The sequence below is a fragment of the uncultured Bradyrhizobium sp. genome (assembly GCF_947648125.1).
Classification (GTDB): Bacteria; Pseudomonadota; Alphaproteobacteria; order Rhizobiales; family Xanthobacteraceae; genus Bradyrhizobium.
Map to the genome: position 1 here is coordinate 1 of NZ_CANSMR010000034.1, position 24,164 is coordinate 24,164.

General features: G+C 63.4%; 19 protein-coding genes, 1 rRNA gene, 1 pseudogene and 1 riboswitch. Of the genes and pseudogenes, 12 read left to right on the plus strand and 9 right to left on the minus strand.

All coding sequences use genetic code 11. The features are described from left to right. Window positions 1–1,045 (minus strand): 16S ribosomal RNA (locus tag Q0030_RS35085); the annotation flags it as partial. A 1,009-nt stretch (window positions 1,046–2,054) separates the two neighbouring features. Here Q0030_RS35085 and Q0030_RS35090 point away from each other — a divergent pair. The 3 genes from Q0030_RS35090 to Q0030_RS35100 all read left to right on the plus strand — a co-directional run bounded on the left by Q0030_RS35090 (window position 2,055) and on the right by Q0030_RS35100 (window position 5,026). Next, window positions 2,055–4,118 (plus strand): M23 family metallopeptidase, encoded by a 2,064-nt coding sequence (locus tag Q0030_RS35090; protein WP_298377968.1) that lies wholly within the window; start codon window positions 2,055–2,057, stop codon window positions 4,116–4,118. Between the two features lie 183 nt (window positions 4,119–4,301). Next, window positions 4,302–4,664, plus strand: coding sequence for an SPW repeat protein (locus Q0030_RS35095; protein ID WP_207840399.1), 363 nt, complete (start codon window positions 4,302–4,304; stop codon window positions 4,662–4,664). Window positions 4,665–4,759: 95 nt separating this feature from the next. Further along, window positions 4,760–5,026, plus strand: a complete 267-nt coding sequence (locus Q0030_RS35100; protein ID WP_298377975.1) for a hypothetical protein — start codon at window positions 4,760–4,762, stop codon at window positions 5,024–5,026. A gap of 52 nt (window positions 5,027–5,078) precedes the next feature. On the opposite strand, the gene clpB is transcribed toward Q0030_RS35100, so the two are convergent. Together clpB and Q0030_RS35110 are read right to left on the minus strand one after the other, a co-directional pair. After that, the gene (gene clpB / locus Q0030_RS35105; protein ID WP_298377977.1) at window positions 5,079–7,730 is read right to left on the minus strand and encodes an ATP-dependent chaperone ClpB; all 2,652 of its coding nucleotides are present in this window, start codon (window positions 7,728–7,730) and stop codon (window positions 5,079–5,081) included. 192 nt (window positions 7,731–7,922) lie between these two features. Next, window positions 7,923–8,486, minus strand: coding sequence for an XRE family transcriptional regulator (locus Q0030_RS35110; protein ID WP_298377979.1), 564 nt, complete (start codon window positions 8,484–8,486; stop codon window positions 7,923–7,925). 57 nt (window positions 8,487–8,543) lie between these two features. On the opposite strand from Q0030_RS35110, the gene Q0030_RS35115 reads away from it, so the two are divergent. From Q0030_RS35115 to Q0030_RS35125, 3 genes are all read left to right on the plus strand, one after another. Next, on the plus strand, window positions 8,544–9,059 hold the full coding sequence (locus tag Q0030_RS35115) for a GNAT family N-acetyltransferase (RefSeq protein ID WP_298377983.1): 516 nt from the start codon (window positions 8,544–8,546) through the stop codon (window positions 9,057–9,059). A gap of 56 nt (window positions 9,060–9,115) precedes the next feature. Then, on the plus strand, window positions 9,116–9,898 hold the full coding sequence (locus Q0030_RS35120) for an MOSC domain-containing protein (protein ID WP_298377986.1): 783 nt from the start codon (window positions 9,116–9,118) through the stop codon (window positions 9,896–9,898). A 134-nt stretch (window positions 9,899–10,032) separates the two neighbouring features. Then, complete coding sequence (locus tag Q0030_RS35125; RefSeq protein ID WP_298377989.1) at window positions 10,033–10,965, plus strand: YARHG domain-containing protein; 933 nt, start codon at window positions 10,033–10,035, stop codon at window positions 10,963–10,965. Window positions 10,966–11,048: 83 nt separating this feature from the next. Here the strand turns inward: Q0030_RS35125 and Q0030_RS35130 are convergent, their stop codons facing one another. Further along, window positions 11,049–11,711 (minus strand): TIGR02594 family protein, encoded by a 663-nt coding sequence (locus Q0030_RS35130; protein ID WP_298377991.1) that lies wholly within the window; start codon window positions 11,709–11,711, stop codon window positions 11,049–11,051. 231 nt (window positions 11,712–11,942) lie between these two features. Between Q0030_RS35130 and Q0030_RS35135 the strand changes: the two genes are divergently transcribed. Beyond that, entirely contained in the window at window positions 11,943–12,809 is an 867-nt protein-coding gene (locus Q0030_RS35135) for an alpha/beta hydrolase (protein WP_298377994.1), read from the plus strand. A 320-nt stretch (window positions 12,810–13,129) separates the two neighbouring features. Continuing rightward, entirely contained in the window at window positions 13,130–14,419 is a 1,290-nt protein-coding gene (locus tag Q0030_RS35140; protein WP_298377997.1) for a hypothetical protein, read from the plus strand. A 69-nt stretch (window positions 14,420–14,488) separates the two neighbouring features. Here the strand turns inward: Q0030_RS35140 and Q0030_RS35145 are convergent, their stop codons facing one another. From Q0030_RS35145 to Q0030_RS35160, 4 genes and pseudogenes are all read right to left on the minus strand, one after another. Continuing rightward, window positions 14,489–16,459 (minus strand): hypothetical protein, encoded by a 1,971-nt coding sequence (locus Q0030_RS35145; RefSeq protein WP_298378000.1) that lies wholly within the window; start codon window positions 16,457–16,459, stop codon window positions 14,489–14,491. Between the two features lie 279 nt (window positions 16,460–16,738). After that, a pseudogene (locus Q0030_RS40640) lies at window positions 16,739–17,296 on the minus strand (G8 domain-containing protein); the annotation flags it as partial. Between the two features lie 177 nt (window positions 17,297–17,473). Next, window positions 17,474–18,139: a methionine biosynthesis protein MetW gene (gene metW / locus Q0030_RS35155; protein ID WP_097673922.1), complete on the minus strand. Its 666-nt coding sequence runs from the start codon at window positions 18,137–18,139 to the stop codon at window positions 17,474–17,476. Then, entirely contained in the window at window positions 18,136–19,341 is a 1,206-nt protein-coding gene (locus Q0030_RS35160; RefSeq protein ID WP_298378009.1) for a homoserine O-acetyltransferase, read from the minus strand. Before Q0030_RS35160 ends, metW begins: the two co-directional genes overlap by 4 nt. Window positions 19,342–19,425: 84 nt before the next feature. Further along, window positions 19,426–19,505, minus strand: a riboswitch (SAM riboswitch). A 186-nt stretch (window positions 19,506–19,691) separates the two neighbouring features. Between Q0030_RS35160 and Q0030_RS35165 the strand changes: the two genes are divergently transcribed. From Q0030_RS35165 to Q0030_RS35180, 4 genes are all read left to right on the plus strand, one after another. Then, window positions 19,692–20,540, plus strand: a complete 849-nt coding sequence (locus tag Q0030_RS35165) for a chorismate mutase (RefSeq protein WP_298378012.1) — start codon at window positions 19,692–19,694, stop codon at window positions 20,538–20,540. A 24-nt stretch (window positions 20,541–20,564) separates the two neighbouring features. Next, on the plus strand, window positions 20,565–21,662 hold the full coding sequence (gene hisC, locus Q0030_RS35170; protein WP_298378015.1) for a histidinol-phosphate transaminase: 1,098 nt from the start codon (window positions 20,565–20,567) through the stop codon (window positions 21,660–21,662). A gap of 8 nt (window positions 21,663–21,670) precedes the next feature. Then, window positions 21,671–22,603 (plus strand): prephenate/arogenate dehydrogenase family protein, encoded by a 933-nt coding sequence (locus Q0030_RS35175; RefSeq protein WP_298378019.1) that lies wholly within the window; start codon window positions 21,671–21,673, stop codon window positions 22,601–22,603. Between the two features lie 307 nt (window positions 22,604–22,910). After that, window positions 22,911–23,345, plus strand: a complete 435-nt coding sequence (locus Q0030_RS35180; protein ID WP_298378022.1) for a VOC family protein — start codon at window positions 22,911–22,913, stop codon at window positions 23,343–23,345. 120 nt (window positions 23,346–23,465) lie between these two features. Here Q0030_RS35180 and Q0030_RS35185 read toward each other — a convergent pair whose 3' ends face one another. Next, window positions 23,466–23,945, minus strand: coding sequence for a hypothetical protein (locus Q0030_RS35185; protein ID WP_298378024.1), 480 nt, complete (start codon window positions 23,943–23,945; stop codon window positions 23,466–23,468). Window positions 23,946–24,164 lie beyond the last annotated feature (219 nt).

Sequence of the window (24,164 nt, forward strand, 5' to 3'; positions counted from 1 at the left end):
GGACTTAACCCAACATCTCACGACACGAGCTGACGACAGCCATGCAGCACCTGTCTCCGGTCCAGCCGAACTGAAGAACTCCGTCTCTGGAGTCCGCGACCGGGATGTCAAGGGCTGGTAAGGTTCTGCGCGTTGCGTCGAATTAAACCACATGCTCCACCGCTTGTGCGGGCCCCCGTCAATTCCTTTGAGTTTTAATCTTGCGACCGTACTCCCCAGGCGGAATGCTTAAAGCGTTAGCTGCGCCACTAGTGAGTAAACCCACTAACGGCTGGCATTCATCGTTTACGGCGTGGACTACCAGGGTATCTAATCCTGTTTGCTCCCCACGCTTTCGTGCCTCAGCGTCAGTATCGGGCCAGTGAGCCGCCTTCGCCACTGGTGTTCTTGCGAATATCTACGAATTTCACCTCTACACTCGCAGTTCCACTCACCTCTCCCGAACTCAAGATCCCCAGTATCAAAGGCAGTTCCGAGGTTGAGCCTCGGGATTTCACCCCTGACTTAAAAATCCGCCTACGTGCGCTTTACGCCCAGTAAATCCGAACAACGCTAGCCCCCTTCGTATTACCGCGGCTGCTGGCACGAAGTTAGCCGGGGCTTATTCTTGCGGTACCGTCATTATCTTCCCGCACAAAAGAGCTTTACAACCCTAGGGCCTTCATCACTCACGCGGCATGGCTGGATCAGGCTTGCGCCCATTGTCCAATATTCCCCACTGCTGCCTCCCGTAGGAGTTTGGGCCGTGTCTCAGTCCCAATGTGGCTGATCATCCTCTCAGACCAGCTACTGATCGTCGCCTTGGTGAGCCGTTACCTCACCAACTAGCTAATCAGACGCGGGCCGATCTTTCGGCGATAAATCTTTCCCCGTAAGGGCTTATCCGGTATTAGCACAAGTTTCCCTGTGTTGTTCCGAACCAAAAGGTACGTTCCCACGCGTTACTCACCCGTCTGCCGCTGACATATTGCTATGCCCGCTCGACTTGCATGTGTTAAGCCTGCCGCCAGCGTTCGCTCTGAGCCAGGATCAAACTCTCAAGTTGGACTTGAACTTTTGAACCGGCTGATCACAACGTTTGACGAGGTCCCACCATTCTTCGCCGACCGAAGTCTGCGAGCTGCCTACGATTCACATCGCTGGCAACGATGGTGTAACCTTTAAAACGTGTACCGCCGAAGTCTTTCGTCCACCCTCAGAAAGTCAAAAGCCGAAGCCTTCAAGTATTCCGAGGGACGCAAGGACTCCGCCGTCCACGTTTCTCTTTCTTCATCTTCACTTGTCAAACAGCCCGGGATCTTACGATCCCACACCCTTAGAGGGTGGTTCTACCCTTCAGCGACGGACGGTGAACCTCAACCGATTTATGTCGGCTGTTGTGTCACTCATCATCGAAGTGAGGAGCATCAGTGGCGCGTTCGCTCGCCTTGGTCAGTGACCCGGCGGCGCCGCGCTCAGTGGTTGGTTTATAGTCCCCACCCCTCGGGATTGTCAACGACCATTGTCAACAAATCGTCGCACGCCAAAATCGTGTGTGCAGTGCGAAAAAGTCCTCGTATTTTCCATGACTTAAGTCGGCGGTAAAAATTCGCAACCCAGCGCGCGCGGCAAAAAACTTTAAAAAAAGTTTGTCGGCGAGGGGCTCGAGAGGCCCTCCGGAACGGGTTCCCCGACGCCCCAGACCGGGCGGCGGCATCGATCTCCTTCAGGAAGGTTTTCCGCCTCAAACGCCGCACTTGAGCCACAATCCTGCGACGTTCTGGCTATAAGACATGCATTGAACCGCTCGTAACCTGTGGGGGCACGGGTGGTTTTTCTGGGGGACCAGGCGATTTTCTCCAAGAACCCGTCGCCTCTTCCCTACGCGGCCGAGCAACATCGAGAGATCTGCACACCATTGACGTTCGAGATCGCGGCTAGCTAATGGCCATCGGCTTCTCGATTTCGATGCGTGTGGCTCGCCACACTGCCGAGATTCCTTTTCGGAGGATTGAGGTGGGGACGAGGACGAGCAGAGGTCGATCGCAGTTGCTGGAATTTGGGGGGATATCGGGTTGAGCCAACGGGCGTCACGCGGAAGCGGTAATGGGCGCGAGACCGGGATGATCGATCTCGGTCACGAACCGCCGCTTTCAGTCGACGGCACCGAGGCTGCGGTGATCGATCGCCGCCGTGTCTCCGTCCAATGGTTCAGTGGCACCATTCTGACTGGATTATGTGGCGCGGCCCTGATCGGCGGCGCCGTTTTTGCGTCGCTCGATGGCGAGATGACCTTCGCCAAGGTGCCGGAGCGCGTCGAAGGCGCGCTGCGCGGCGCCTTCACCGGCAATGATCGCGTCGTCAGCCTGCACAAGGGCGACCGCCTGCCGCCGCCGAGCGAATCCTCCGCCTCCCGCAGCCTGGTGCGCGTGTCGACCGTGACGCGCGTCGGCAATCGCGACGTGATGCGGGTGCGGCCCTTCATCCGCATTTCCGGCAATCTCTCGATGACCACGAGCGATCTGTCGTCCAAGATTCCGGCATTCAACGCGCAGCGTCTGTTGACCGATGTCGGCTCCGACACGCCGGCGGCGGCCGAGGATCCGAATGCGGCCGACGCCGCCGAGCCCGACGCCGAGGTCTCTTTCGTCACCAAGGATCTCGGATCCGTGCTGCCGAAAGCCAAGCTCGCCGCCGTTGTCGCACTCGACGACGTGCTGATGCGGGTCCGCGACGCCGCAAACTGGCGCGGCTCTGGCGGCTCGGTACGCTACGCGTCACTTGCCAGTGCCGCGGCCGATGCCACCGGCGCCGGCCCTGATATCAGGATGGCCTACGCCACCGAGGGCAACACCTCCGACCCGTATGCGGGCTTCGAGACCCGCGTGGTGCCGGAGAATGTCACGCTGCTGCCGAAGACCAAAGAGCAGGTCACCGGCGGCAATCCGGTCGGCGAACGGGTTCACCTCGTCAAGAAGGGCGACAGCATCACCTCGATCCTGCGCGATCAGGGCGCAACCCCTGACGAGGCGAAAGCGATCGCCGCAACGCTCGGCCCGCGCGGCCGCGACGGCGGGCTGAAGGAAGGCCAGAAGGTGCGAATCCTGATGGCGCCGGCAGCGCCAGGTGCCCGGCTGCAGCCCTATCGCGTGATCGTCGCCAACGAATCCGTCGTCGAGGCCGTCGCCGCCCTGTCCGATCTCGGCAAATACGTCGCCGTCGACGTGCAGAGCATGAACACCACAACCGACACCGCCGACAATTCCAGCGACGATGACGAGGATGATGGCAGCGGCGTGCGGCTCTATCAGAGCATTTATGAGACCGCGCTGCGCAACAAGGTGCCGCCGACCGTCATCGAAGACATGGTCAAGATCTACTCCTACGACGTCGATTTCCAGCGCAAGGTCCAGCCCGGCGACTCGTTCGACGTGTTCTTTGCCGGCGAGGACGAGGGCGTCACCAGCACCGAAAAGACCGAAGTGCTCTACGCCGCGCTGACCGTGGGCGGCGAAACCAAGAAATACTACCGATTCCAGAGCTCGGACGATGGCCTCGTCGACTACTACGACGAGACCGGCAAGAGCGCGAAGAAGTTCCTGGTGCGCAAGCCGGTCAACAACGCGATCATGCGTTCGGGCTTCGGCGGCCGCCGCCACCCGATCCTCGGCTATGTGAAGATGCACACCGGCGTCGACTGGGCCACCGCCTACGGCACGCCGATCTTCGCTTCCGGCAATGGCGTGCTCGAGAAGGTCGGATACGAGGGCGGGTACGGCAAATATATCCGCATGAAGCATTCGAACGGCTATGAGACGGCCTACGGCCACATGTCGGCCTTCGCCAAGGGCATGGAGATCGGCAAGAAGGTGCGGCAGGGCCAGGTGATCGGCTTTGTCGGCTCGACCGGCCAGTCGACCGGCCCGCACGTCCACTACGAAATCCTGGTCAACGGCCGATTCGTCGACCCGATGCGCGTGAAGCTGCCGCGCGGCCGCTCACTCGAAGGCCCAATGCTGGCGAATTTCGAGAAGGAGCGCGACCGGATCGAAGCCCAGATGTCCAGCCGCGGCAGCTCGCGCATCGTCTCGGATGCCACCGGCAGCGCGCCGATGACGCGGTCCATCAGCAACCGCTGATGATGCAAGAGGCCGGCCTGTCCGGCCGCGCAGATCCTGCGAAACGCTGCAGGCGCAGATCAGATGCGATGCCGTTTCCGGGCCGTCACGCCGCCAGTTTCAATAAATTTCGCGCCGCAAGGTGGGAACCCGAACGGCCATCATCCAGTTGATTCGTCAGTGAAACCTCCAATGGAGGGTGTCATGGAGAACTGGACGAACGCAAAACTGTGCGACGTCGCAAACCTGATCCTCGGCGCGATTCTCTTCCTGTCGCCGTGGCTGTTCAAGTTCGACGCCGGAACGGTTTCCACCAACGCCCACATCGTCGGCCTCGTGATGGCGGTCCTTGCGATCGCCGCGCTCGCGGCATTCGCGGTCTGGGAGGAGTGGCTGAACCTCATCGTCGGGCTTTGGGCGCTGGTCTCGCCCTGGGTCCTCGGGTTCCAGGCAATGACCACCGCGACGACCGTGCACGTGGTGATCGGCATCGCCGTTGCAGTCCTTGCTGCGATTGAGCTCTGGGCGATGTCCCAACATCCGCCCCGGCTCACAACGCACAGCTAAGGCCTTGAACTGACGCATCCCTACCCGCTGGCGCGGATCGCCGGCGGGCGGGGGTTTGGTCGTGCTCAACGAACATGTGCACAAGGATTTGCGCCATGACTCGGCTCACCCGCGACGATGTGCTGAAGGCCGTCGGCCACGCCGACGATGTCACCATCGCCAGGATCATCGCATCCGGCGCCACGATCACCGAACTTGCCGAAGCCCAGGCCTGGCTTGCCAATGACGAGCCGCTGATGAACGCCGGCAGGCCGCTGGCCACAGGCCGCGCCCGCGAGCTGGTCGATATCCTGTCCGAACTCGAACCCGCCGATGACGACGAGCCTGGTCAGCTCAGTCCACCGACCGTCCCGCAGGAATAGCCTGGACGACGAAGCCCTCCCCGCGACCGCGGGGAGGGCTTTTGCATGCGTGTCAGTTCAGCTTGCGCTTCGAGACCGGGGCATCGAACTGCACGATCTCGGCGGTGTTGGGCACCTGACCGTTGAAGGTCAGCACGTTGCCCTTCTCCGAGATCACCACGCGATCGCCGTCCTTGACCTCGCCGGCGAGGATCATCTCGGCCAGCGGGTCCTGCACGCTGCGCTGGATCACCCGCTTCAGCGGGCGGGCGCCGTAAGCCGGATCCCAGCCCTTTTCCGCGAGCCAATTCCGCGCTTTCGGATCGAGCGTGAGCTCGATCTTGCGATCCTCGAGCAGCTTGGTCAGCCGCGCGAACTGGATCTCGACGATGCGGCCCATCTCGTTCCGCTGCAGCCGGTGGAACAGGATGATCTCGTCGATGCGGTTCAGGAATTCCGGCCTGAAATGCGCCCGCACGACGCCCATCACCTGATCGCGGACCGCCGCGGTGTCCTCGCCTTCCGGCTGATTCACCAGGAATTCCGAACCGAGGTTCGAGGTCATGATGATCAGCGTGTTGCGGAAATCGACGGTGCGGCCCTGACCATCGGTCAGGCGGCCGTCATCGAGCACCTGCAACAGTACGTTGAAGACGTCGGGATGCGCCTTCTCGATCTCGTCGAACAGCACGACCTGGTAGGGCCGGCGCCGAACGGCTTCGGTCAGTGCACCACCCTCGTCGTAGCCGACATAGCCGGGAGGCGCGCCGATCAGCCGCGAGACCGAGTGCTTCTCCATGAACTCGGACATGTCGAGGCGGACCATCGCTGTCTCGTCGTTGAACAGGTCAGCGGCGAGCGCCTTGGTCAGTTCGGTCTTGCCGACACCGGTGGGGCCCAAGAACATGAACGAGCCGGTCGGCCGGTTCGGATCCTGCAGGCCCGCGCGGGCACGGCGCACGGCGGTTGCCACCGCACGCACGGCTTCGGCCTGGCCGACGACGCGCTTGGCGAGTGCATCCTCCATTTTCAGGAGCTTGTCCTTTTCGCCCTCGAGCATCTTGTCGACCGGCACGCCGGTCCAGCGCGAGACGACCTGCGCGATGTGGTTGGCGGTGACCGCCTCCTCCATCATCTCGCCGCCGTTCGGCTTGCCGCTTTGCTGGGCCTCGATATCCGCGAGCTTCCTTTCCAGCTCGGGGATCCGGCCGTAGGCCAGTTCGCCCGCCTTCTGGAATTCGCCGCGACGCTGCGCATTGGCAAGCTCGACGCGGAGCGCATCGAGTTCGCTCTTCAGCTTCTGGGCGTTGGAGAGCTTGTTCTTCTCCGCGCTCCAGCGCGCCGTCAGCGCGGCCGACCTCTCCTCGAGATCGGCGAGTTCCTTCTCCAGGGTCTGCAAGCGGCTCTTCGAGCCGGCGTCGGTCTCCTTCTTCAGCGCCTCCTGCTCGATCTTCAGCCGGATGATGTCGCGATCCAGCGAATCGAGCTCTTCCGGCTTCGAATCGACCTGCATTTTCAACCGCGCCGCCGCCTCGTCCATCAGATCGATGGCCTTGTCGGGCAGAAAGCGGTCGGTGATGTAGCGGTTCGACAGCGTGGTCGCGGCCACCAACGCAGAGTCGGTGATGCGCACGCCGTGATGCTGCTCGTATTTGTCCTTCAGGCCGCGCAGGATCGAGATGGTGTCCTCGACCGTCGGCTCGCTGACATAGATCGGCTGGAACCGGCGGGCCAGCGCGGCATCTTTCTCGACATGCTTGCGGTACTCGTCGAGCGTGGTCGCACCGATACAGTGCAGCTCACCGCGTGCGAGCGCAGGCTTCAGGAGATTGGACGCGTCCATCGCGCCATCGGTCTTGCCGGCGCCGATCAGGGTGTGCATCTCGTCGATGAACAGGATGATGCCGCCCTCGGCGGACGAGACCTCCTGCAGGACGGACTTGAGCCGCTCCTCGAACTCGCCGCGATATTTCGCGCCGGCGATCAAGGCGCCCATGTCGAGCGACAGCAGCTTCTTGTCCTTCAGGCTCTCGGGCACGTCGCCGTTGAGGATGCGCAGCGCCAGGCCCTCGACGATCGCGGTCTTGCCGACGCCGGGTTCACCGATCAGGACGGGATTGTTCTTGGTCCGCCGCGACAGCACTTGGATGGTACGGCGAATCTCCTCGTCACGGCCGATCACCGGGTCGAGCTTGCCGTCGCGCGCAGCCTGGGTCAGGTCGCGGGCATATTTCTTCAGCGCGTCATAGGCGTTCTCGGCGGTCGCGCTATCGGCGGTGCGGCCCTTGCGCAGCGCTTCGATCGCCGCATTCAGGTTCTGCGCCGTGACGCCGCCCTTGCTCAGGATGGAAGCCGCCTCGCTACCCTTCTCGAGCGTCAGCCCGAGCAGCAGCCGCTCCACGGTGACATAGCTGTCGCCGGTCTTGTCGGCAGCCTTTTCGGCCGCATCGAAGGCGCGCGCCAGCTCCGGCGACAGGTAGACCTGTCCGGCACCGTTGCCCGAAACCTTCGGCAGCTTGTTGAGCGCCTCTTCGGTCGCTTTCAGGATCGCTCTGGAATTGCCGCCTGCACGGTCGATCAGACCGCCGGCGAGCCCCTCATTGTCGTCCAGCAGCACCTTCAACAGATGCAGTGGCGAGAACTGCTGGTGACCGTCGCGCATTGCGAGCGATTGAGCAGACTGGATGAATCCGCGCGAGCGCTCGGTGTACTTCTCAATGTTCATTCGTTTTCCCTCGGCCTGCCATCGTCACCCATTCAGGCATGACAACGGCATCTTCATTGGGTTTTCCGCGGGCCGCGTTGACGTTCCTCAACCAGCCTCTGGTCGTCGCCATCATTTTTCAGGCTTGCCGCAGATGTGGGCACTTGGTTCCGAAACGGAAGAGCCACGGTCTGCGATTTCACCCGATGGAGCTCAGCGCCGCACGATGGCGACAAGGTAGCGGCAGGGCTGAGCAGTTTCGTTACGGAACACGATGTCCGACGGCGGCCCGAGCTCGACGCGGTCACCCGCAGCGAGCTCGTGGCGCTCCGCCCCCTCCATCAAGGTGAGGCGGCCGCTGATGACCCAGACCACCTGGCGGACCAGGTGATAGGCGCTGGCAGGGAAACCGGCCTCCTGTCTGGCAGGCAGCTCGACTTCCACCAGTTCCAACGGATTGGCCGGGTGCAGGAACACCTGCCGCCGCAGATAGGCTGCCTTCGGATCGCGCCATACCGGCTGATCCTTGACCCGCTGCAGGCGGGAACTGTGTGAGGCAACCTCGAACAGCGCGGCCATGGTCAGGCCGTAGGCGGTGGCAATCCGCGACAGCGTCGCCGCCGTCGGGCTGGCCTCGGCCCGCTCGATCTTGCTGAGCATGGCCTTGGACACGCCTGCCCGCCCGGCGAGTTCCGCCAGCGACCAGCCGCGGCCTTCCCGTTCGGCGCGAACCCGCCGCCCGAGAGCCTGATCGGCATTGTCTTCTATAATTGACATGTTGTCTTATATAGTGGACGGTAGGGATCATTCAAGAGGCCTGTCGAGGAACGACCGATGATTATCCGCCCCGCCACCGAGCAGGACATTCCTGCGATTACCGCGATCTTCAACGAGGCAGTCGTCAACTCGAACGCGATCTGGACCGAGAAGCAGGATTCCGACGCCGAGCGGCTGACCTGGATGCAGGCCCGGCTGGCGCTGGGCTACCCGGTGCTGGTCGCGGCCGATGGGCCTGTGGTGCTCGGATACGGCACGTTCGGCGATTTCCGCGCCTTCCCGGGTTACCGCTACAGCGTCGAGCACAGCGTCTACATCCACGCCGATCATCGCGGCCGCGGGCTTGGCCGCGTCATCGTCGACGAGCTGGTGGCCGCTGCGACGGCGCTCGGCAAGCACGTGATGATCGCCGGCATCGACGGCGGCAATCCCGCCTCGCTTCGGCTGCACGCGCAGGCTGGCTTTGTCGAGGTCGCGCGGATGCCGGAGGTCGGGCGCAAGTTCGGGCGCTGGCTCGAACTCGTGTTCATGCAGCGCATGCTGGACGCCGCGGGCGCGGCGCGGCCCGACTAGCTGCCTCACTGTTGGCGGCGGTTCTCCTCGCGCACCAAACAGGCTAGAGCGGGCGGATGGACACAACGCACATCTCCTCCGCCCGGATCACCGGCATCTACCGCTATCCCGTCAAGGGTCTGACGCCCGAGCCGCTGCCCCGCGCCGAGCTCAAGGTCGGCGAGACGCTCCGGTCGGATCGCCGCTACGCAATCGAGAACGGCCCGAGCGGTTTCGATCCGTCGGCGCCGAAATGGCTGCCGAAGCCGCATTTCCTGATGCTGCAACGGGACGAGTGGCTGGCGCCGCTGCGCGCCCATTTCGACGATGACAGCCACGTGCTGACCTTGCGCCGGGATGGCGCGATGGTGGCCCAGGGCGATCTCGAGACGAAAGCCGGGCGCGCGGCAATCGAGCGCTATTTCGCCGATCGCCATGTCGGCCAGATCAAGGGCCCACCCAAGGTGCTCGTGAGCCCCGGGCACAGTTTTTCCGACGTGCCGCGCAAGGTGGTCTCGATCATCAATCTGGCCAGCCTGCGGGCGATCGAGGACATGGTGCAGGCGCCGGTCCATCCGCTGCGCTTCCGCGCCAACCTCTATGTCGAGGGCTGGCCGGCCTGGCATGAGGCCGGCCTGCTCGACCAGACCATTGCGATCGGCAGCGCACGGGCCAAGGTGGTGAAGCGCATCACCCGCTGCGCCGCGGTCAATGTCGATCCCGAAACCGGCGCGCGCGACCTCTCGGTCCCGAACACGCTGATGCAGCGCTTCGGCAACAACGAATGCGGCATCTATGCCGAGATCATCAGCGACGGCGGTGCGGCTGTGGGCGACACGATTGCAGCGGAACCGCACTAGGTCACGCCAGGTTCCGTATTCCTTGAAGACGGCATATACGTGCATCGCATTGCAATGTTCGGTTGCGTGCAATAGACTTCACTCGACATTTTGAATTGCAGCAAATTTGTCGAAATTGATTGCACGGGGTTGCCATGAGCATGATCATGGTTTCGTACCGGCGAGTCGATCAGGACACAGCGGGCCGCATCGCCGACCATCTGATCGAGAAGTACGGTGAGAAATCCGTCTTCTTCGACGTCAACAGCATTCGCACCGGCGCCAACTTCGTCGACCGGATCGCCAAGGCCATCGTCGCCTGCGACATCGTCATCGCGGTGATCGGTCCGCATTGGATCGGCAAGACCGACGATGGGAAACCTGCGCGTCTGGAGGATCCCGCAGATTCCGTGCGCTTCGAGATCGAAACGGCGCTGAAGCACAACAAGACGCTGCTGCCGCTGCTGGTGAACGGCGCAACCATGCCGGAGGCCGCCGAGCTGCCGGAATCGCTTCGCTTCCTGCACCTCTGCAACGCCGCCCGGGTCGACTCGGGTCAGGATTTTCGCATGCACATGACCCGCCTGATCGATACGATCAACGAGGTCCTGAGTGAGGCCGGACGATCGCCGCTGCGTGAAGTTTCGCCGATCAAGCGCTACTGGAAGTACGGCGCAGGCCTCGCCGCCGCGGCATTGGCGCTGGCCGTCTGGACCGTCGGGCCCGCGTTCGAACATACCGTGGTGAAGTCAGGCGGACAGGACGATCAGACCACCGTCGGACGCGCGACGCCGCCCGCCGTTCCGGCCTCCGTCACGCAGCGCGCCAAGACGCATGACGGCTTTCTCTTTCCTGATTCCGATCGACGATTTCTGAGTGAGGCCGATCTCAAGGACATGTCGGCGATCGAGCTGCGCATCGCACGAAACGAGATTTTCGCGCGGCATGGCCGGTTCTTCAAGGATCAGGTGCTCGCGAACTACTTCTCGCAATTCGCCTGGTATCAACCCGCTGCGGTCGAAGTCCCCCTGAGCAACCTCGAGACCACCAACGTCGACACGATCGAGGCGAAGGAGCACGAGAAGTAAGCTGGCCGACGGCACCAGCTGACCGTTGCGCCGCGCGTGCCACCTCTCCCCGGCAGTCCGAGGCAGAGGTGGTTGGTCGCGCCTCAGTTCGTCGGCATCACATAGGCGTAGATTCGGCCGCGCGAGACCGGCGTCTCGCGGACGCGATGGCCGCTGTTGCCCGAGATCATGATCGGATTGCCCTTGGCATCGACGCCGGTGATGATCCCGACATGACCGCCGCCACGGCGGCCCATCACGGCAATGGCGCCGACCTGCGGCCCCGAAACGCGCGTGCCGTATTTGGCGAACGAGCTCGCCATGTCGGAGCCGGTGCCGCGATGGCCGGTCTGCTGCAGTACCATGTTCATGAAACGCGCGCACCACAGGCTGGAGCGGTCGGTCGGGTTGCCGCCACCGAGATAGCGGCGCGCCGTAGCGACGATGCCGGACGAGCCGAAGCCACCGGTCGCGCTCGCGTCGGTGTTCGACGCGGCCTCAGCGCCGGGCATTACGGCCGCATTGGCCTCGCCAAAGCCGCCCGCCTGCATCCGGGCGCGACGCTCGGCGCGCGACAGCCGCGCGGTGTGCCGGTAGTGATGATGAGCGGCATGCCGCGCGTGATGGCCGGCGTGGGCCGAATGCGCGTGACGCGAATGGTGCGGACGGGCGGACGCCGGAGCGGCGGAGATCACGGCGAGCGTGAGCGAACACAGGGCCAGCGCCAAAACTCGAAGCGACCGGCGATACGCAAGCAACTGAACCATACTTCACGAGATCCTCTGAAACGCCCCCCGATTCCCCGTCGCGTTCCCAAGGGAATGCGGCGGCGGTTTTGAAAATCGGGATGTGGCGCGAGGGAGATTTCATGCGGCGCTCAGGAAACGATTTCTGGGTCATTCCGCGCAGATTCCATGACGAAAATAGCCAGAACTGCCGCATTGCAGCCGCGGAAATTAATTGCAAATCTGGGGCCGGCCAACGAGAGGAGAATTTCAATGCCCCACGCCGTCACGAAAGATCATGTCCGCCTGCATTTCGAGGAGGCAGGCAGCGGGACCCCGATCATCTTCCTGCACGAATTCGCAGCTGATCACACCAATTGGGAACCGCAGATGCGCTACTTCTCGCGCGGACACCGCTGCATCGCCTATTCCGCGCGCGGCTACACGCCGTCGGACGTGCCTGCGAGTGCCGACGTCTACACCTACACGCACTTCTACACCGACGCGCTCGCGGTTCTCGACCACCTCGGCATCGCCAAGGCGCATTTCATTGGGCTCTCGATGGGCTCCTATTCGTCGCTTCAGGTCGCGCTGAACGCGCCGGAGCGCGCGCTGTCGATGACGCTGGCCGCCGTCGGCTCCGGCTCGAGCCTCGAGAATCTCGATGCGTTCCGCGCGCAGTGCCGCACCAATGCCGAGCAGCTCGAGACCATCGGCTCGGCCGAGGTCGCCAAGGTGACGCGCGAGGCGCCGAGCCGAATTCCGTTCCTGGTCAAGGACCCGCGCGGCCACGCCGATTTCTACGCCGGGCTCGCCCGCCACGACGCCAAAGGCTCGGCCAACACGATGCGGAGCTTCCAGGGCGGCCGGCCCTCGATCTACACCATGACCGACGCCATCAGGCGCGCGGCGACACCGGCGCTGATCCTGTGCGGCGACGAGGACGACAATTGCATCGCGCCGAGCATGTTCCTGAAACAGCATCTGCCGGCCGCCGGCCTCGCCTTCTTTCCGAAGTCGGGCCATGTGCTCAACCTCGAGGAGCCGGCGTTGTTCAACGAGACGGTCGAGCGCTTCATCGCACTGGTCGAGGCCGGCCGTTGGCCCGTGCGCGATCCGCGGTCGCTGGTGGCGGCGTGATTGTCCCGTGTCGTCGCGGGGTGCAGGACGCAGCCGGGGTGCGCCGTAGAGGCAGGCAGCGCGCGCTGTCTGCGTTCGGAATTTGGGCAAGAGAAGTCCATCGACGTTCCCGCGGCGCCGGGCGAACGATGAGAGCAGGTTACCTTCTTCTGCTCTGCGTTGTTTCAATCGGGCTTGCGGCGATCTCCAGGACGGTTCACGCGGAAGGCCTCGTTGAGGAAATGAAACTGGAGGCCGCGGGCGCCGCAGCGAACACGTCCTATCTCCTGGATGGGAAGCTACAGCCTTCGATCCCGATCGGCTGGGCCGTGATGAGCCCAATGATCGTCGTCATCGGCGACGATCAGTACGCGCCCATTTTCGCTCCTTGCGATCCGGCCAACCCGGGTCTGTACTGCGTTGAAATCCTGAGAAACGGCGTAACGTTCTCGGAACCGCTGGATATGGGGCACGCCTTCGCGCCGGACGGCTTTCAGGCCGAGCTCGCCTATCATCCCCCACTGTTGTTTACCGACGGAACCAGGCTGCTCGTCGCTTATTGGGCCCGCGCCAAGGATCACCGTTCCATCATCCAACTGCTCTCGCTCGATCCGAAAGCATCGGTTCCGGCTCGATGGACCTTGCTATCGAGGTTCGAGAACCAAGGTGACGAGCTTCTAAGCTACCTCGGAGGAGCGATGGGCCCTGCCGGCGAAATCGTGATCGCCGGATATGGCACCGGAGGACCTGCGCGAAGCCAACGGCTCGAAATAACAAAAATACTTCCGCCATACACCGGGCCCTGGATGCCGAAACAGCTCATCGCCGAATATCCCTCGCCGGCCTACGCACCGGAATATCCGCATGTCGCCATTCGCGACGACGGCAGCATCAGCATCTTGACCGTGCTCGCCAACTACACGCCCTGCTCGGAGAGTGAATTGACGTATTCCGTCTACAAGAACGTCATCGCGTTCGAGGGACAGTATGCCGGATCGTTCGTCGCGAGATGGAGCGACGCTACGCCGGATACCGTAACCGATCCGGCAAACCACGGCGACAGCTGCCTGTTCGGAGCCGACCGTTATCCGCTGGCCCACTTCTGGGACAGGCAGTCACGCGCGATCTATTCGATGGTACGCAGCGCCGACCTCGACGAGGTCGATGCCACGCACAAGGTGGCCTCGAACGTCCGCTTCTCACGGACGTTCAAGCTCTATCGGGATGGCAACCTGATCGTGCCCGACCTTGCAGTCTATTTCTCGCAATATTTTGCCGACCCCGAGCATCCCTGCTACAGCCCGCAGAGCGCGTGTCACATCCACGCCATGACGATGACCCGTCTCGACAATGGAGCATTCGTCATCTTCGCCAACGCCCGCGACGATGACGCCGCGTCGACCTACTCAAAGATCGGCGTGATCTGGTCGAAAGATCTCCAGACCTTCTCCGAGCCGGTCTATCTGCCGACGTCCTACGGTCCCGGATACGGCATATTTGTCGCGCAACCTGACAAGAACGGCATGCATTCGGTGGGCAAGCTTCAGTTCTTCAACGCGGGCAATACGTACAACCCGGCGCAACTCAACTACAACCAGCGCCTGACTATGTGGCGCTATTCCCTCGAGTAGCGCCGGCCTTTCTTCGCAAGCGAGTAGCGATCGTCGAGGGCGCGAACGATTCGCTCGCGCCCGCCGATATCATTCGCCGCCTGCCGCCTGAGCGAACGTGGCGCGGATGTCCCTTTCCATCTCCTGTTCGAAATTGCACTTCCCGCAATACTGCGCCTGCTTGTAGTATTCGTAGTTCCTGCCACGCCTGACCGCCTGTTTTGTCACGGTGAGCGACAACGGCAGCGATGTCATGTCCCCGGCCGGATCGGGAAACTTCACATCGAGCGCGATATGGCCTTGCCCGTCGGGCTGTAATGCCGGGAAGTCCTGGATGAACGCCATCTTGGTGATGCGGTTGTCGACGATATCGGCGACGATTCCCTCCAGCCGATAGCCGTAGCGCACGTCGTCAGGGTGAATGACCAGCTTGCGCAGCAAGGGATGCACGATCAGCTTTGGGCTGGTCTTCTTGACGAAGACAAAGTTCGGGGGCTCGGAACCGGAAGCCACGCCTGCGAACGTCCAGCGGCTTTTTGCGGCCTGGTCCTCCGTGTTGACGATATGCTGTCCCGCCAAAGGATAGAGCTCGTTCGAGGGATTTTGCGCAAACTCCAATTCCTTCGACGTCGGCGCCAGATCGTCCGCATCGACCAACGCCATTGTCGCGTTGCTGCCCGGCAGCGGCTTCGCATCGACCGGCGCCAGCTGGCCGCCAAACGCGACGCCAAACCGCTCCTTGATTTCCCCGCTGGTCAGCCCCTTGAGATCAGGTGGCCCGTTGTCCGCAAAGGGGACGAAGTTTTCGTTCTGCGATCCGAAATACAGCCGGAAAGTCTTGCCGGCGACATCGCTCCAGAAAATCCGGTCGTTCTCGAAGAGCATGGCGACGTCGCCGTTCGCCGGCACGGCCATATCCTTCAGATCGAGGATCGTTGTCGCTCCCTCGGATAGAGCGTGAATATTCCTGAGCGCAACCATGCGGAACGGACGATTCGCCGATTCGATCATGATGTTTGTTGGGTTGCGGAGGAACGCGCCATCGACGGTATTGATACCGCGCCGGGGCAGCAGCAGTCCGGTGGGAAACCGCTCGGCCGTCACATTCTGGAAGGTAATGTTCTCGGTCTGGGAATTTCCACCGATCGCAAAATCGGTATCCATGTGATGTTCGCCGCCATAGGCGTGGACATTGCGGATCAGCGTGTCCCGGACATAGGGGATGAAGAGTGCGTGCCGGCTGACATTCCAAACCGTGATATCCTCGATGAGGCTCTGGGAAGGATGCGGCGCAAGCAGCTTGTGATTCCAGATCTCGACCCCGTCGGTCGAACCGGCGGCGTGGTTGCGTGCGAAGTACAAATCGACGTCCGATGTCGAAATGCGCCCTTGCGCATCGGCGTTGACGCGATTGTCGGTGTTGCGCGCATCGAAATAGGTGCGGTTGTTGCCTCCTTCCGCAAACGCATAACCGAACACGACATACGCACCCGCGGCGTGTCCAAAAGCCCAATTGTCCGTTACCCGGACGCCGGCGCTTTGCATCCAGAAGCCGTGCCCCTGATGACCATTGTCGAAGATCCCCATTCGGCTGACGAGATCATCGCCTGATCCGGTCGATCGGACGGCAAGATTCCCGCGAAATGATCCGATCTCCGTGCCGTTCTCCGCAAAGAAATGCGAGCCAGCGATCGCGAATGTCACATTGTTTTCTGCCAGGAGATGACCGCCATGGTTGACGATGCCATGCTTCGGACTTCCCCACACGACGCTGTTGCGCACCACGTGAGGCGGAATATCGCGTCGCGCGCCCGAGACGACGTGGAAATGAAGCGCGTACCGACCGACAGTGTTGCCGTCCGATCCGGGGACCAGTTTTCCGGTCTCGTCGAGATCGGGTGCGGTCTGGGCCCGCTTCGCGTCGGTACGGCCGAGATCCCGGAACTCGGCGCCGTCGATGTTCACACCGGTCTGCTGATGCAGGAACGTGATATGGCCGCGCGCCGATAAGGGCGCAGCAGCCTCGGAGGCAATACGGACGTTCCTCGTGAGGTTGCCCATCGGAACGGAGCTGCCGTCCGGCGTCAGATGCGCATATCTGAGCGGCCGATCGAGCCGGATCTGGTCGCCATCGACGCTGGCAATGGTCAGCGTCTCGTCCTCATTGCTCGTGTCGCTGGTCCCGGGCACGATCAATTCATCCCCGACGGCCCAGTTCGACGGCGGCTGATCGAACTTGAATTCTCTCGCTCCGGACAGGAGCTGGCTCTGCGGTATCTTCCAGGCGGTCTTTTCGGCGCCGTGAATCCGGATGGCGCCCATCGAAATCAGCCCGCCCGCCATGTCGAACGGATCATGCTTTCGGTCTCGGAACGTTCGCGCGGCGAAGGTCAGCTTTGCGACGACGGACTTCGGCACAGGATGATCTTCGGTCCCTATCTCGAGCGCCCCTTCAGGCGTGACGACAATCGTCCCGGCATTGACGGAGGCTGCATGATCGGTGCTCCAGACCAGGGCTCCATCGACGCGAATCCGGTCGATCTTGGCAGGAACGTCCTGATCGACCTTGACGGTCACTCCGAATGGAATGCGGACCCTTGCGCCGGCGGCGGGCGGCTTGCCTTCAGCCCAGGTGGCGGGGGCGCTCCAGTCACCCGACTTCACGGCGACATCGGTCTCCGAGCACAAGGCCACAAGTTCGAGTGCCGCGGCATGCTCGCGATGGCGCGCCAGATTGGACGCGTGACCCGCAGCATGTTCGGACGCGTTCGGGTCGCAGGCGCCTTGCGATCGCGCGAGATGATGCTGATGTCCAGCGGGTTCGATAATACCGACAGCCCAGACGGCTGCGGACACTGCCGCTACGACAGCGAGCGCAATCGAGAAACCTGTTCGCATTACCTTCCCCAGCAATTGACCGTTCGGCGTCAGCCTGTATCGACCGCCGTCAGCCCGTGTTTGATTTGCATCGTCCCTGGGGCAGCCAACTGCATTGTCGCACGGCAATGGCGATCTGAAAAGCTAGACGGCGAGTATCCGGCGCGATGCAACGGGACCGTGCGCGCCGCGCATTGATTACTTCGCCTTGCCACCCCGGCTGAGGAGGAACACGCCCTGCTCGCCGAACATGTTCCACACCCACCAGGGGAGATTGAGCGGCACCGGGCGGCCGTAGAGATCGAGCGCCACCGCACGCTCCATCTTGACGTTGATCTCCTCGCAGAGCTGCACGAAATCCTTGATGGTGCAGAAATGGATGTTGGAGGTGTCGTACCAGCTCGCCGGCAGATTCTCCGTCCGCGGCATGTGGCCGCCGATCAGGAGCTGCAGCCGCATCTTCCAGAACCCGAAATTCGGGAACGAGACGATGGCGCGCTGACCGATCCGCAGCAGGTTCTCCAGCACCACCTTGGGCTGCCGCGTCGCCTGCAGGGTCTGCGACAGGATCACATAGTCGAAGGCGTCATCGGGATAATTGACGAGGTCGGTGTCGGCGTCGCCCTGCACCACCGCGAGGCCCTTGGCGACGCAGCCATTGACGCCCTCGCGCGACAATTCGATGCCGCGGCCGTCGATGCCGCGGCTCTCCAGGAGCTGCAACAGCTCGCCGTCGCCGCAGCCGACGTCGAGCACGCGCGAGCCGGGCCGCACCATGTCGGCGACCAGCAAGTGATCGGTACGATAGCCGCCGGTCCGCTCCGGCGCGACGCCCGGCAAGGGCAGTGTCTGCTGCATGCTCATGACTGGCCGTTATCCTTCAGTCCGCGCGCCTTGCCTGCGGCCTGCAGGAAGGCGCGGGAGATTTCGAGGAATTCCGGCACGTCGAGCAGGAACGCGTCATGGCCGCGATCGGTCTCGATTTCGGCGAACGACACCCGCGCGCTTGACGCGTTCAGCGCATGCACCAGCGCGCGCGATTCCGAGGTCGGAAACAGCCAGTCGCTGGTGAACGACACCACGCAGAACCGCGTCTTGATGCCGGCGAACGCATTCGCCAACGCGCCATTGTGATCGGCCGCGATGTCGAAATAGTCCATCGCGCGGGTCAGATAGAGATAGGAGTTGGCGTCGAAGCGCTCGACAAAGGACGAGCCCTGGTAGCGCAAATAGCTCTCGACCTGGAAATCCGCATCGAACGAGAAGGTCGGCAGCTCGCGATCCTGCATCCGCCGTCCGAACTTGCGGTGCAGCGCGGCGTCCGACAGATAGGTGATGTGCGCGGCCATCCGCGCCACCGCCAGTCCGCGATGCGGATGGGTGTCCTCGTCGACATAGCGGCCGCCGCGCCAATCCGGATCGGCCATCACCGCCTGGCGGCCGAGCTCGTGGAACGCGATGTTCTGCGCCGAGTGCCGCGTCGAGCAGGCGATCGCGAGCGTCGAGAACACGCGCTCGGGATAGGCCGCGGTCCATTGCAGCACCTGCATGCCGCCCATCGAGCCGCCGACCACGCAGAACAGCGTCGCAATCCCGAGGCGATCGATCAGCATCGCCTGCGCGCGCACCATGTCGGGGATCGTGATGATCGGGAAATCGAGCCCCCACACCTTGCCGGTCGCCGGGTTCAGCGACGCGGGCCCGGTCGAGCCCATGCAGCCGCCGATCACGTTGGCGCAGATGATAAAGTATTCTTCGGGATCGATCGGCTTGCCGGCGCCGACCATGGTGTCCCACCAGCCGGGCTTGCCGGTGACGGGATGGGTATTGTTGACGTGCTGATCGCCGGTCAGCGCGTGGCAGATCAGGATCGCATTGGAGCGGTCAGCATTGAGTTGGCCATAGGTCTGATAGGCGATCTGGAACGGCGCGAGATCGACGCCGCAATCCAGCTTCAGCGGCTGATCCATGCCGAACTTCGCGACCAATGACGACGGGTGATCGGCCTCATGGGCGCGATCATCGCTTGGGGTTTGCGGGCTCGGTATCGGACGCACGTTGCTCATCTAGGCGACCCTGCCCTCGCGCGGGAGGGCTCGAACAGAAAATCAGGCCATAAAAAACCCGGCCTGAACAAGGTTCGGCCGGGAGCTGATCTGTCCCCGGCCTGTTTAGCGAGTTGTTTAACGTGGCTGCAAGCCGGCCGGCTCAAATGACCACGGAGTGGAGCGAACCTAGTCCTCGGGCCCCCCGTCGTCAAGGCGGCCAGCGAACGCCCCCTTGCCGGGCCCCGATGGTTAACCGAATGCGCAAGGCACGGCTGCGACGTTTCTCTTTGCTTTCGCTGCCCGTCTTTCCTAATCAGGGACCCTGTCTGGCACGGCATCGGGCCGCCCGGACGACAAGGTTTGAGAGCATGTCCAACCCACCCCCGTCGCCGCCCTCGCTGCAGGAGCTGCGCAAGGAGATCGATGCGATCGACGAGCAGGTTCACCGCCTGCTGATGGCGCGCGGCGACATCATCGACCGCCTGATCCAGGTCAAGAAGACCCAGGAGGTCGGCTCGGCATTCCGCCCGGCGCGCGAAGCCAGCATGATGCGCGAGCTGGTGCGGCGCCATCGCGGCATCCTGCCGCTCGACACCATCGAGAGTATCTGGCGCGTCATCATCTCGACCTTCACTTACGTGCAGGCGCCGTTCGCGGTGCATGCCGATGTTTCCGTGGGCGAGTCCGCGATGCGCGACTCGGCGCGGTTTCACTTCGGCTTCGTGGTGCCTTACGTCTCGCATTTCAGCGCCCAGGCCGCGGTCGACGCGGTGGCGAAATCGAAGGGCGACCTCGCGCTGGTCTCCGCGATCGCGAGCCGCACGCCGTGGTGGAGTGCGCTCGAGGCCGATGGTGCGCCGAAGATCATCGCGCGGCTGCCGTTCCTCGAACGCGCCGACCATCCCGCCGCGCTGCCGGTGTTCCTGATCTCGCGGGTCGCCGATGACGCCATGGTGACCGAAGTGCAGATCTGGAGCGTGCGCGTCTCCGGCTGGAACGCCGATGTCGCAAGGGCGCTGGCCCCGCTCGCCGAGATCGTCGCGGTCCCCGACACCGCGTTCGACGGCGCGGCCTTGCTGGTCTCGGTCACCGGGCACGATTTCGAGAAGATCAAGCTTGCCTTGATCGAGGCCGGCGCCTCGGTGCGCTCTTCGGCCCTCGTCGGCAGCCACGCAACGCGCTATACGGTGCCCTCTAACGGATCGGCCAAGAGCTAGCCGTCTGTATATCCGGAGTTGATGATGTCCCGCCCCGTGCCGAATCCCGGCATCCTCGATATTGCGCCCTACACGCCCGGCAAGAGCCCGGTGCCGGAACCGGGCCGCAAGGTGTTCAAGCTGTCCGCCAACGAGACGCCATTCGGTCCGTCGCCGAAGGCGATCGCGGCCTACAAGGGCGCGGCTGACCATCTCGAGGACTATCCGGAAGGCACCTCGCGGGTGCTGCGCGAGGCGATCGGCCGCGCCTATGGGCTCGATCCCGACCGCATCATCTGCGGCGCCGGCTCCGACGAGATCCTCAATCTCTTGGCGCACACCTATCTCGCCCCCGGCGACGAGGCGATCTCGACCACCCATGGCTTCCTGGTCTACCCGATCGCCACCATGGCGAACGGCGCCAGGAACGTGATCGCGGCCGAGACCAACTTCACGGCCGATGTCGACGCCATCCTCAAGGTGGTGACGCCGCGCACGAAGCTGGTCTGGCTCGCCAACCCGAACAATCCGACCGGCACTTACATCCCGTTCGACGAGGTCAAGCGGCTGCGCGCCGAACTCCCCTCGCATGTGCTGCTGGTGCTCGACGCCGCCTATGCCGACTACGTCTCGCGCAATGACTACGAGCTCGGCATCGAGCTGGTCGCAACGACCGACAACACGGTGGTGACGCACACCTTCTCGAAGATCCACGGCCTTGCCGCGCTGCGGGTCGGCTGGATGTTCGGCCCGGCGCATATCGTCGATGCCTGCAACCGAATCCGCGGGCCGTTCAACGTCACGACGCCGGCGATGCTGGCCGCGGTGGCGGCGATCGAGGACACTGCGCATGTGCAGATGTCGCGGGCGCACACCGAACAGTGGCGCAACTGGCTGACCGAGGAGATCGGCAAGCTCGGACTCAAGGTGACGCCGAGCGTCGCCAATTTCGTGCTGATCCACTTCCCGGCCGACAAGGGCAAGACCGCGGCGGAAGCCGATGCCTATCTCACGCGGCGCGGCCTCGTGCTGCGCGCGCTCAACAACTACAAGCTGCCGCATGCGCTGCGCATGACCATTGGCACCGAGGAAGCCAACCGCCTCGTGGTCGAGGGCCTGCGCGACTTCCTGGCCGGAAAGTGAACACCGACGTGACCACGGCTCCGCTCTTCAACCGCATCGCCCTGATCGGCTTCGGCCTGATCGGCGGCTCGATCGCGCGCGGCGCGCGCGCGCAAGGCCTGGTCGGCGAGATCGTCACCACCGCGCGCTCTTCGAAGACGCGCGCCCGCGTCGCCGAACTCGGCATCGTCGATCGCGTCGTCGAGACCAATATCGAGGCGGTGAAGGATGCCGATCTCGTCATCCTCTGCATCCCGGTCGGCGCCTGCGGTCCGGTCGCGGCCGAGATTGCAAGCCATCTCAAGCCCGGCACGATCATCTCCGACGTCGGCTCGGTGAAGGGCGCCGTCGTCAAGGACATGGCGCCGCATCTGCCTGGCGGCGTGCACTTCGTGCCGGCGCATCCGGTGGCCGGCACCGAGCATTCGGGGCCGGATTCCGGCTTCGCCGAGCTCTTCATCAACCGCTGGTGCATCCTGACGCCGCCCGAAGGCACCGATCCCGCGGCGACCGACCGGCTGCGCGCATTCTGGGCCGCGCTCGGCGCCAAGGTCGAGGTCATGACGCCGGATCATCATGACCTCGTGCTCGCGATCACCAGCCATCTGCCGCATCTGATCGCCTACACCATCGTCGGCACCGCCGACGAGCTGGCGCAGGTGACGGAATCCGAGGTCATCAAGTTCTCCGCCGGCGGCTTCCGCGACTTCACCCGCATCGCGGCGTCGGACCCGACGATGTGGCGCGACGTGTTCCTTGCCAACAAGGACGCCGTGCTCGAGATGCTCGGCACCTTCACCGAGGATCTGTCGAAGCTCACCCGCGCGATCCGGCGCGGCGATGGCGAAGCGCTGTTCGATCACTTCACCCGCACCCGCGCCATCCGTCGCGGCATCGTCGAGATCGGCCAGGATTCGGCTGCGCCCGACTTCGGCCGCCCGCATGCGAATTTGAAGAAGTAGTCGGGCCGGGGCCGCATATTCTCCGTCGTCCCTGCGAAAGCAGGGACCCATACTCCGCGGCCCGAGTTATTGACGGGACACGTCATCCCAGCATCGCCGTGGCAACTGGCATTCGTGGTTATGGGCCCCTGCTTTCGCACGGACGACAGCGGGTATATTGCACGGTCTGTGAGTCAAACATCCGCATTCTCGCGAAATGTTTTGCCCTTTCACGCCGCTCTTCGAACAGAGGGCGCAGAGAAAGCCGGGTGCCAACCGCACCCAAGGGCTGTAAGCTGACACGACACCCATGACAGGGAGCGACCAGATGGCGCTCAGTCCGGATCATGTGACGATCGCAGTGGCAGATGCTGGCCCGGCGATCGCATTCTTCGCACTGCTTGGCTTCAAGAAGACTCACGTTGCGACCATCGACGGCGGCGTTCCCGCTCAGTACATGGGCATGCCGGCCATGAGAGCGCAGCACATCACCCTCGCACTCGAAGGAGCGGATTTTGAGATCCAGCTGCTTCAGTTCGACCCACCCCCAGGGACCGATCCGGGCGTGCACCCGACGAACCTGCGAAAACTCGGCTTCAATCACCTCGCGTTCCGCGTCGACGACATTGAGGCGACCACCGTGCACCTGACCGCCAATGGCGTAACCATGCTGAGCGACGAGATGGACTACATCGGCCGAAAGCTCCGGCTCTTCGAGGGTCCCGAGGGCATCACCTTCGAGTTGGTCCAGCGGGACGCCTGAGACTGCTGGCCAGGCCTTTTGCATCGGCTCTCGCCAAGCGGACACCAAGGCGGCCAGCCAGCTCGCAGGATGGGTGGAGCTAACGGCTCCGCGCCAGGCGCAGCAGGTCAGCGGCGACGCTCACCGTCGCAACCGTTGATCCCGGATCGGCCCCGCCGCCGATATCGGTGCAACCTTCTGGGTCAGCCGCTGGCGGCCGACGAGGCCGGCGGTTGCCAGCATGACGTCGCCGCCGAACCACCACGAGCCGATCACGAACTCCCAGACACGCGGCGGAATCTCGTCGAACACAATGCCGTAGACCGACACCAATGCCGACAGCGCGGCGAGGAAGATGCCGCCCGCGCTCAACAGCTCGACGGCATCGATGCGCCCCGTGGCGCGCAAGGCGGGCCTCGGAATATCGATGCCGAGATAAAAGCCGACGGCGCCGATCACGATCGCCGTCGCGATGAAGGCGAGTGTACCGAAGAAAGCGATGTGCCCTTTCGCGAGCTGGGCCGCAACGAAGGTGCCGGCCATGGCGCCGGCCATCGCGAGACCGGTTCGTTGCAGCACATGCGCGGCGCGGCTGACCATCATCAGTTCGCGGGCGATCACGGCCCTCTCCTTTCTGCTCACGATCCTCATCTGCATATTCCTTTCCAGCTCTACGCTCCCTCTCCCCGTTCTCTCGGGGGCGAGACAAGCGAAGCTTGCTCTTAGAGGGTCGGGGTGAGGGGCTGTCTCCGCGTACTCGGAGATAGCAGCGTCTGCGGAGACTCCCCCTCACCCGGATCGCATCTTCGATGCGACGTAGCCGAAGCTTTGCTTCGGCGT

Excerpts from the sequence above, each read along its gene's own strand:
- clpB (WP_298377977.1), bottom strand. The coding sequence starts at position 7,730 with ATGAACATTGAGAAGTACACCGAGCGCTCGCGCGGATTCATCCAGTCT.
- Q0030_RS35120 (WP_298377986.1), top strand. The coding sequence starts at position 9,116 with ATGGACACAACGCACATCTCCTCCGCCCGGATCACCGGCATCTACCGC.
- Q0030_RS35160 (WP_298378009.1), bottom strand. The coding sequence starts at position 19,341 with ATGAGCAACGTGCGTCCGATACCGAGCCCGCAAACCCCAAGCGATGAT.
- Q0030_RS35125 (WP_298377989.1), top strand. The coding sequence starts at position 10,033 with ATGAGCATGATCATGGTTTCGTACCGGCGAGTCGATCAGGACACAGCG.
- Q0030_RS35135 (WP_298377994.1), top strand. The coding sequence starts at position 11,943 with ATGCCCCACGCCGTCACGAAAGATCATGTCCGCCTGCATTTCGAGGAG.
- Q0030_RS35165 (WP_298378012.1), top strand. The coding sequence starts at position 19,692 with ATGTCCAACCCACCCCCGTCGCCGCCCTCGCTGCAGGAGCTGCGCAAG.
- hisC (WP_298378015.1), top strand. The coding sequence starts at position 20,565 with ATGTCCCGCCCCGTGCCGAATCCCGGCATCCTCGATATTGCGCCCTAC.
- Q0030_RS35180 (WP_298378022.1), top strand. The coding sequence starts at position 22,911 with ATGGCGCTCAGTCCGGATCATGTGACGATCGCAGTGGCAGATGCTGGC.
- Q0030_RS35100 (WP_298377975.1), top strand. The coding sequence starts at position 4,760 with ATGACTCGGCTCACCCGCGACGATGTGCTGAAGGCCGTCGGCCACGCC.
- Q0030_RS35130 (WP_298377991.1), bottom strand. The coding sequence starts at position 11,711 with ATGGTTCAGTTGCTTGCGTATCGCCGGTCGCTTCGAGTTTTGGCGCTG.
- metW (WP_097673922.1), bottom strand. The coding sequence starts at position 18,139 with ATGAGCATGCAGCAGACACTGCCCTTGCCGGGCGTCGCGCCGGAGCGG.
- Q0030_RS35140 (WP_298377997.1), top strand. The coding sequence starts at position 13,130 with ATGATCGTCGTCATCGGCGACGATCAGTACGCGCCCATTTTCGCTCCT.
- Q0030_RS35110 (WP_298377979.1), bottom strand. The coding sequence starts at position 8,486 with ATGTCAATTATAGAAGACAATGCCGATCAGGCTCTCGGGCGGCGGGTT.
- Q0030_RS35095 (WP_207840399.1), top strand. The coding sequence starts at position 4,302 with ATGGAGAACTGGACGAACGCAAAACTGTGCGACGTCGCAAACCTGATC.
- Q0030_RS35145 (WP_298378000.1), bottom strand. The coding sequence starts at position 16,459 with ATGGGCAACCTCACGAGGAACGTCCGTATTGCCTCCGAGGCTGCTGCG.
- Q0030_RS35115 (WP_298377983.1), top strand. The coding sequence starts at position 8,544 with ATGATTATCCGCCCCGCCACCGAGCAGGACATTCCTGCGATTACCGCG.